The organism is Actinomyces oris (assembly GCF_001937665.1).
Lineage (GTDB): Bacteria > Actinomycetota > Actinomycetes > Actinomycetales > Actinomycetaceae > Actinomyces > Actinomyces stomatis.
In genome coordinates this window covers 61317-70127 of record NZ_MSKL01000004.1, presented here as the reverse complement: position 1 = coordinate 70127, position 8811 = coordinate 61317, and the positions used below count along the sequence as shown (strand labels likewise).

The 8811-nt window shown below is 67.0% G+C and carries 7 protein-coding genes; 3 read left to right on the top strand and 4 right to left on the bottom strand.

The genetic code is table 11. The annotated features are described in order from the left end of the window. Positions 1–94: 94 nt before the first annotated feature. The 3 genes from BKH28_RS01110 to BKH28_RS01100 all read right to left on the bottom strand — a co-directional run bounded on the left by BKH28_RS01110 (position 95) and on the right by BKH28_RS01100 (position 4058). On the bottom strand, positions 95–1831 hold the full coding sequence (locus tag BKH28_RS01110) for a DUF2142 domain-containing protein (RefSeq protein WP_430515695.1): 1737 nt from the start codon (positions 1829–1831) through the stop codon (positions 95–97). 54 nt (positions 1832–1885) lie between these two features. After that, the gene (locus tag BKH28_RS01105; RefSeq protein ID WP_430515694.1) at positions 1886–2803 is read right to left on the bottom strand and encodes an SDR family oxidoreductase; all 918 of its coding nucleotides are present in this window, start codon (positions 2801–2803) and stop codon (positions 1886–1888) included. A 133-nt stretch (positions 2804–2936) separates the two neighbouring features. Then, complete coding sequence (locus tag BKH28_RS01100; protein ID WP_075417101.1) at positions 2937–4058, bottom strand: glycosyltransferase family 4 protein; 1122 nt, start codon at positions 4056–4058, stop codon at positions 2937–2939. A gap of 167 nt (positions 4059–4225) precedes the next feature. Here BKH28_RS01100 and BKH28_RS01095 point away from each other — a divergent pair, with 167 nt between their 5' ends. From BKH28_RS01095 to BKH28_RS01085, 3 genes are all read left to right on the top strand, one after another. Beyond that, complete coding sequence (locus BKH28_RS01095) at positions 4226–5338, top strand: glycosyltransferase family 4 protein (RefSeq protein ID WP_075417100.1); 1113 nt, start codon at positions 4226–4228, stop codon at positions 5336–5338. Next, positions 5335–6345 (top strand): glycosyltransferase family 2 protein, encoded by a 1011-nt coding sequence (locus BKH28_RS01090; protein ID WP_075417099.1) that lies wholly within the window; start codon positions 5335–5337, stop codon positions 6343–6345. The genes BKH28_RS01095 and BKH28_RS01090 overlap by 4 nt, the downstream gene beginning before the upstream one ends. Positions 6346–6484: 139 nt before the next feature. Further along, entirely contained in the window at positions 6485–7534 is a 1050-nt protein-coding gene (locus BKH28_RS01085; protein WP_075417098.1) for a glycosyltransferase family 2 protein, read from the top strand. Between the two features lie 21 nt (positions 7535–7555). On the opposite strand, the gene BKH28_RS01080 is transcribed toward BKH28_RS01085, so the two are convergent. Further along, complete coding sequence (locus tag BKH28_RS01080; protein WP_075417097.1) at positions 7556–8809, bottom strand: ABC transporter ATP-binding protein; 1254 nt, start codon at positions 8807–8809, stop codon at positions 7556–7558. Positions 8810–8811 lie beyond the last annotated feature (2 nt).

The window sequence follows — 8811 nt, the reverse complement described above, 5'->3', positions numbered from 1 at the left end:
GGGCGGGCGGCACCAGCTGGTGCCGCCCGCCCGCAGCCTTCAGCGTCGACTCGACTACACGACCCCGTTCCTGACGAGGACGCCGGAGAGCCGGCTACTCCTGCTGATCGGCTGTACGCGTCAGCAGCGCCGCAGCGATCCCCAATGCCGCGGTGGCAACGCATGTCGTGAGGAACCAGACCGTCATCGGTGGCACGGGCACGTTCCACCACCACTCGATCTCCTTGTTGAGATTGAACTCCCAGGGCTCCCTGTTCCCGTGAACATACCGCATGATCAGCGTATGCAGGCTGATCGCCTGGCAGACCGCCCCGCAGATGAAGACCCAGACGGCCTGCGGGGCCGTGAACCATTCCCTTTCATCCTGATCAATGGACAGCATGAGGAAGAAGGTGGGCGCCAGCAGCGGGAAGAGATACCGGGCCTGGTACTCCTCGATAGGATTCATGGCACCGTTCGCGTAGAACACCGCCGGGAGCCCGATCATCGTCACCACAAGAACCGCTAGAGCCGCCCACTTGCGCCACCCACCACGACGAAGAGACACTGCCACAAATGCTCCCGCCGCCATAATAGTCAACATATGGGGGCTGCGGATCTGCAAAGGAACATCGTACCAACCCGGGCTCCACGCATGCCCCCAGAACCCGCCAAGATACTTCGGTGCGGTCTCTATCCCGACGATCAGCTTCTCGAAGAAAGACTGTTCAGCAGCAGAATGAGCCGGCTCCTCAAGCCGGGAGAAGATAGAGACCCTGGACACCTGCAACGACGACATGAAGGTGAAGAATACGAAGACAACGACTCCGGCAGCAACACACAGCTCTCGCCACCATCGCCGAGCCCGTCGCACAGCGAAAATCAGAGCAAGACCGATAACAAGAAGAACCAACAAGGACTTCCCGACAACCGAATCCATCAAATTCGCGACACGGGAGAAGTAGGCGACTTTAGACGTCTGGGACGATGATGTGAAGACAATGGAGCCGACGACAGCCGCCCCGACAAGAACGCTCAGCTCCGGCCATCTCCGACGAGTCCATCGCACACTGAAGAGCAGGGCGAGGCCAACAATAAGAAGGAAGAAGGCCGCATCATACCGAGATGTCAGGCACATGACGGCACCAGTCACGGCACAGAGCAGCAGGATGCTGCGGGGACGCCCTTCCTGCTGAGTTGCCAGATACAGCGCCGAGGTATACACCAGCAGCCCTGAGATGGACCATGAACTGGGATTGACGGAGGAGATGAAATAGACCCCCATGGGGATCCACGAGGCTGCGACCGCCCCGATCAGCGGTCGCTTCAACCTCTGGGGAGCACAGAAGCCGATTGCCCCCAGAAGAGTGACAGCGATCAGCACATTGACCCCGCGCATGACCAGTACCGAGGTCTGCACGTCATGCCCGACGAAGAGGTGATGAAAGTGGTAGTAGCCAACCGGGTAGGCGCCGTTGTCAAAACGCGCCGACCACCCTATCTCGGAGTCCTGATATCCAGGCACACACCCCGCAGAGATACTCGATTTGAAGGTATAGCATTCCACGACATCGCTGGCCACCGCGATGGGGACACGGACCACTGGCTTACCATTGACCGTATCCATCTTGCATGACCCGTCCGCCGGACGCGGGCACCAAATGCTACCCAGGTGATAGTCCTCGTCAGGAGAGCCCTGCACTGGCGAGGACACCGCCCACCCGAGCCCGGTGAGCAGCATGAGGAATAGGAGAAGCCCAGCGATCAGTGCCGATCGCCGCGGCGACGCCACTGAAGTCGCAGAGCGGACTGAAGTCGGCAGTCGTAAGTATTTTGCGAGCTCACGTCTCATGCTGATCTCCGACGGGAAACAGGGACTAGGGATTGCAATCCGGTCGGATTCAACCTACAGGAGCTCCCGAAGATAAGCCTCCAGGCGCTCCGAGGAGTCGGCCGGGGTGAAGCCCGTGGCCTTGATCTTGGAAAGATCCAGGGCAGAGCTCAGCGGCCGCGGGGCGATCCCCTCCTGATCGGCGTAGTACTCCTCGGTGGTGACGGACGTGACCTCGTCGGGACTGTGTCCGGCACGCTCATAGACCCGCTTGGCGATATCGGCCCAGGAGAGGATCGGACCGTCGCCGGAGAGGTTGTAGGTGCCGTAATCGGCGCCCGAGGAAATGAGGTGGATGATCCCCGCGGCCAGGTCGGAGGCGAAGGTGAGGCGGCCGGTCTGGTCGGACACGACACTCGGCGCGATGCCGCGCTCAGCCAGGGAGAGCATCGTCTTGACGAAGTTCTTCCCATCGCCCACCACCCAGGAGGTGCGCACCAGGTAGTGGCGGGGGCAGACGCTGACGGCGGCGTCCCCTGCGGCCTTGGACTGCCCATAGACCCCCAGCGGCGAGGGGGTCTCCTCCTCGGTGTGAACCGGTGTGGCGCCGTCGAAGGTGTACTCGGTGGAGATGTGCACCAGGGTCAGGCCGTGCTGGGTGGCCGCCCGAGCCAGATTGACCGGCCCCACCGTATTGGCTCGCCAGGACAGACGGCGGCCCTCAGGGGTCTCCGCCCCGTCCACATTGGTCCAGGCGGCGGCATTGATGATGACGTCGTAGCCGGACCAGTCCCAGGCGGACATGGCGGCCGTGTCAGAGATGTCCACCTCCGGCAGATCGACGCCGGTGGGCTGGAATCCCGCCTGTGGCAGGAGCGCCATGAGCGCACGCCCCAGCTGTCCGTTGGCACCGGTGACGAGAACGCGGCAGCGCGTCTGCCCTTCTTCGCGCCCGGCACATGGGAGGGAGGTCCCCTCAGTCTGCAGAGGCATGCTCTCGTTCACTGGCCGTCTTTTCCTTCCCGCCAGGCGTCGTCTCGCCGAAGTCCCACATAGGAGTGACCTACCAGTGAAGCCTACACGAGCACGCTGCAGTGAAAGAGAGTCAATCGAGGGGCACGAGGCGTCAGCGCGCCATGGCGGCGCGGTAGGCCTCGACGTGCGCCTGGGCGGAGGCCTTCCAGGTGAACTCGGCGGCCCGCTGGAGGGCGGCGGCTCCCAGAGCCCGACGCCGCTCGGGCTGGGCGTCCAGGACCACGAGGGCCCGGGCAATGGCCTGAGCATCGGAGCCGCAGTAGGCCACGGCGTCGCCACCGACCTCCGGCAGGCTCAGCTCGCGGGTGGTGAGGACGGCGGCCCCGCAGGCCATGGCCTCAAGCACCGGCAGGCCGAAGCCCTCGCCGATGGAGGGGTAGGCCAGGATCTCGCATCCGGACAGGAACCCGGGCAGATCCTCCAGGGGCAGGTAGCCGGGCCGCAGAACGTTCAGGTTCGGGGGGACCTCGGCCAGGGCGGGCTCGATGTCCGCGTCCCAGCCGGGTCCTCCGGCCAGGACCAGGGCCGGGGCGTCGTCGGAGTCATGGAAGACCGCCCTCCAGGCGCGCACCAGGTTGGGAACGTTCTTGCGGGGCTCGAGGGTCCCCAGGAAACCGATGTAGCGCTTGCCCTCCAGGCCGAGGGAGGCGGCCACGCGGGCCCGTTCGGCGTCGTCGACCGGATGGAACATGGAGGTGTCCACGCCGTGGTAGGCGACGTGGAAGCGCTCGGGGCTGCCGCCGACGTACTTGATGGTCTCGTCGCGAGTGGCCTTGGAGGGCACGACGAGCGCGTCGGCCCGACGCACGGCCCGGCGGATGGCGCTGGTGAAGAACTTCTGCTTGAAGGGCGAGTGCGCCTGCGGGTGGGAGAAGAACGTGGCGTCGTGAAGGGTGACGACCACGGGCACCTGGTGCAGGGCCGGGAAAGTGTAGTGAGGCGAGTGCAGGACATCGGGGCGGATCCGATGAATGAGGGCAGGCAGCCCCGTCTGCTCCCAGGCCATTCGGGCGCCGCGCGACTCCATGGACTGCGGGACCGGGAAGAGGTGGGCACGAGGCACCTTGGCGGAGAAGTGCGCCACATCCCGTTGCTGGACGGCCATGGCCAGGTTGACGCCTGAGGCGATGAGCTCGGGCACGAGGTCATCGACATAGCGCCCCACACCTCCGAGATCAGCCGGGATCGCCGTCGCATCAAGAAGAACCTTCATGACGGCAGGCTACCGCGCCGCGCGCGGCCACCCCGTACTCTGAGCCCATGAGCGCAGATCATTCCCGCCCGGCGCACTCCCCGGTCCCTTCCTCCCCCTCCGACTCCCGCACGGCTACGTCCGATGTCAACGGCTCCCGCCGCCCTGTTCGTCCCCGCGGCCCGCGGGTGGGCATGGTGGTGGAGCAGCTGTGGCAGCCCGTCCCCGGGGGCTCGGGCACCTACATCGTCGAGCTGTCCCGGGCCCTGCGCGCCCGGCAGGTGCCCGTGGCCGGAATCACCGCCCGCCACCAGGCGGCGCCGTCGCCCAGGGAGACGGGCCTGCCGCCCATGCCGATGCGCTCGTCCCACCTGCCGCGCGCCGCCCTGTACGAGTCCTGGAACCGCCTGGGACTGCCACGGGCCGAGTCCATCCTGCCCGGCGCCCAGCTCATTCACGCCACGACCTGGGCCCTGCCCCCCACCTCGCTGCCGCTGGCCGTCACCGTGCACGACCTGGCCTTCCTGCGCGCGCCCGAGCACTTCACCGCACGCGGCAACGCCTACTTCAGCCGTTCCCTGGAGCGCGTCATCGCCGAGGCGAGCGCCATCATCGTCCCTTCCCAGGCCACTGCCGACGACTGCATCGCGGCGGGGATCGATGCCGCCCGCCTCTATGTCATTCCGCACGGGGTGCGCACTCGTCCCGTCAGCGACGAGCAGATCGGGGACTTCCGGGCCACCCGGGGCCTCACGCGCGACTACATCCTGTGGACGGGCACGCGCGAGCCGCGCAAGAACCTGCTGGGACTGCTGCGGGCCTTCGCCCTCCTCATCGAGGAGCACGACGACGCCGGCGACCTCGACCTGGTCCTCGTCGGTCCGGCCGGGTGGGGCGACGACGCCGCCGAGCGCGAGCTGCTGACCCGGCTGGGGGATCGGGTCCACGTCACCGGCAGGCTCGATGACGACGAGCTGGCGGCCGCCTACTGCGGCGCCCGCGCCTTCTGCTTCCCCTCCATCTGGGAGGGCTTCGGTCTGCCGGTCCTGGAGGCCATGGCCTACGGGACCCCCGTCGTCACCAGCACCGGGACCTGCATGGCCGAGGTGTGCGGGGAGACCGGCCTGCTGGCCGACCCCGCCTCACCGCACGAGATCGCGGGCAGGCTCGCCCGGGCCGTCGGTCCGGAGCACGACGAGCTGGCCGCGGCCGGCCGCGAGCGCGCCCGGACCTTCACCTGGGAGGCCTGCGCCGCTGCGCACACGGAGGTCTACCACGCCCTCATCGGGGGTGCGGTGTGACGCAGCCCGTCAGGCGTCCCTCAGCTCGCATCGTCATCGTCAACTGGCGCCAGGCCGAGCTGACGATCCGGGCGGCCCGCTCCATCCGTGAGCAGCTGGGAGACGGGGACGTGCTCGTCATCGTGGACAACGCCTCCGGCGACGGCTCGGTCGAGCGGCTTCGCCGGGAGGGGCTCACGGTGGTCGAGTCGAGCGAGAACCTGGGCTTCGGCGCCGGAGTCAACCTCGGTGCCCAGGGCATGGTTGAGGATGTCCTGGTCCTGCTCAACAATGACGCGGTGGCCGAGCCCGATTTCCTCGAGGCGCTCCTGAGGACCTTGAGCGATCCGCCATCCGCAACGGCTCCGGCAGCGGCGACGGCACGGATCCTGCTGGCCGGCCGTTGGAGACCCGCCGCTCAGGGTCGGCAGGACGCGCTCGTCTCACCACGCACCGGCAGGTGGACGCGTGTCAGTGACGAGGCCGCTGCCCGCGGCGAGGGTGAGGTCCTGGTCAACTCCACGGGCAACCAGGTGGACGCCTCCGGCAATGGCTACGACCGCGACTGGCTGGTGCCTGCCGGGCAGGAGCACTCCCCCAGTGAGGTCTTCGGCCTGTGCGGGGGCGCCTGCGCGATCCGACGCGAGGCGTGGCAGGCCCTGGGCGGCTTCCGCGAGGACCTGTTCATGTACTACGAGGACACGGACCTGTCCTGGCGCCTGCGCGAGCGCGGTTGGCGAGTCGTCTACGTGCGCGAGGCAGTGGTACTCCACGAGCACGCCTCCTCCTCGGGTACTGGCTCAGCGATGTTCATCCGGGTCAACACCCGCAACCGGATCCTGACGGCCGCCGCGCACAGCCCGGCCCCGGTGGTGATGCAGGCACTGGCCCGCACGGTGGTGCGGGCCCTGCGGGGACCGCAGCGCGGCCCGGTGATGACAGGACTCGCCCAGGCCGTTGCCGGCCTACCGCGCGAGCTGCGTCAGCGTTCGAGGGGCCGCGCGAGACGCCCGTCGAGAATCCACTGATTGCGGCAACCGACTACGCCGACCGCACCCAACGGCTACAGTTGCATAACTGGGACGTTGTCGGAACGCCCCGACCCCTTCGGCAGTAATCGCCACGCACGCCGCGTACCCCTCATCGGATCAAGGAGGACCCCCGAAGATGGCTGGACAAGCCGCACGATCCCCACGAGTCACCGTGGTGACCCGGACTCGGAATCGTCCCCTGATGCTCACCAGAGCGGTCCAGTCGGTTGGAGCGCAGACCTTCCAGGACCTCGAGCTCGTCATCGTCAATGACGCCGGCGAGGGCGAAGCGGTGGACCAGGCCCTGGCGAGCGCACCCGAATGGCTGCGGGAGCGCACCCAGGTGGTCACCAACGAGACCTCCCATGGCCGCGAGGCCGCCCTGGAGGACGGCTTGGCCGTCTCCTCCTGCGAGTTCTTCGCCATCCATGACGACGACGACTCCTGGGAGCCCGGCTTCCTGGCGGCATGCGTGGCTCACCTCGATGAGAACCCCGGCCACGGTGCCGTGGCGGCAAGCTGCGACCTGATTTTCGAGACCGTCACCAACGAGGCCCTGACCGAGCTCAAGCGAGAGGCGCTGGCACCGGGCAAGGAGAGCTGGACCCTCATCGACACGATGGTGGCCAACTACGTACCGCCGATCTCCCAGCTCATTCGCCGCGAGGTGGCCGACCGCATCGGTCACTGGGACGGCAACCTGCTGACCCAGGCCGACTGGGACTTCAACCTCCGTCTGCTGGCGACCTCGCCGGTGGGATTCATCGCCGGCGAGCCGCTGGCGTACTGGCACCACCGCGACTCCACCGACGAGACGATGGGCAACTCCGTCGTCGTCGACGACGTCCGTCACCGCATCGACAACCTCGCCATTCGGGACCGCTACACGCGGCTGTCCCTCGAGGGCGACGGAGCCGCAGGCTCCTCCGACGGTCCGGCCGAGCCGGCCGGCCTGGGACTCATGCTGGTCTCAGCGGAGTACTACCACCGGCTCGAGCAGCAGCTGAAGCAGCAGGACGCCCAGATCGCGAAGCTTCATGAGGGCATGTACGACCTGCATCTCTCGGTCCGGCAGGTCCTGGTCCAGCTCCACGACGCCAAGGCGAAGATCGACCATCTGGAGGCCACGGTCAAGCCCTTCTTCCGCACCGTGGCACAGCACGTCAAGAGGATCCGGCGGCGCTGAGCGACGGCCCCGCCGGTGCCCTCAGTCCTTCTTGGCAACCGTGACCATGGGGCGCGACGGGGAGATCCGTTCGTAGTGAGCGCCCAGGGCCACCAGGCCCCCGGACTCCATGCGCGGTCCGGGGACGATGTCGAATGAGGTGGCCTTCTGGTAGGCGTCGATGACGCTGGAGAGCTGCCAGGGCTGGATGGATCCGGAGATGAGGTAGGCGCCCGGGCGCAGCATCATCGCGGGGATGGAGACGTCCACGGTCCCCTCTCCCGGCTCGATCGTCTCGGGCTGGAAGCCGTCGTCGAGACCGTGCAGGCCCCAGGCGAAGATGCCCTCACGGGTGTCGATGGAGCAGCCGAAGACGGGCTTCTCGATCGTCTCCTCGCAGCGGTAGTGCAGCCGGATGGTGGCCTCGTCCCCGGTGCGCATGGAGCCCACAGGCCTGCCCGTGCGGTCGAGCAGCTCGATCCGCGTGATCTGAGCCTCCCCGCTGCCGAAGCGGGTGCCTTGTCCGTCCTTGACCTTCTTGGCGCCGTGGGTGATATCTGAGTACTTGTCAATGACCTCGGGGGCCGCTCCGACCTCCTTGAGCCGGCCGTGGTCGAGCCAGGCAACCTCGTCGCAGAAGGTGCGCATCTGGGCGAGTCCGTGGGAGACGACGACGACGGTGCGGCCGTCCTCGCGGAACTCGGCGAACTTGTCCATGCAGCGTTCCTGGAACTCCATGTCTCCGACGGCCAGGACCTCATCGACCAGAAGGATCTCCGGCTCGACGTGGATGGACACGGAGAAGCCCAGACGCACGTACATGCCCGAGGAGTAGTTCTTCACCGGCTGGTCGATGAACTCCCCGACCCCGGAGAAGTCAACGATGTCATCGAACTTGGCCTCGATCTCCTTACGGCTCATCCCCAGGATGGCGCCATTGAGGAAGATGTTCTCCCGCCCGGAGAGCTCGGGGTGGAAGCCGGATCCGACCTCCAGCATGGCGGCCATGCGCCCACGGGCGGTGATGGAGCCGGAGTCGGGGGCCAGGATCTTGGCGATGCACTTGAGCAGGGTGGACTTGCCCGATCCGTTGTGCCCCATGAGCCCGAAGGTCTTGCCCTCGGGGATGTCGAAGGTGATGTCCTTGAGCGCCCAGAAGTCCTCGTAGACGCCGCGGCTGCGCTGCAGAATGGCGCCCTTGAGGGACTGGTTGCGGTGGTGGTAGATCCTGAAACGCTTGGAGACGTCCTCAATGCGCACGGCGGGCGATGCGGAGGTTCCATGTGATGCAGCCATCT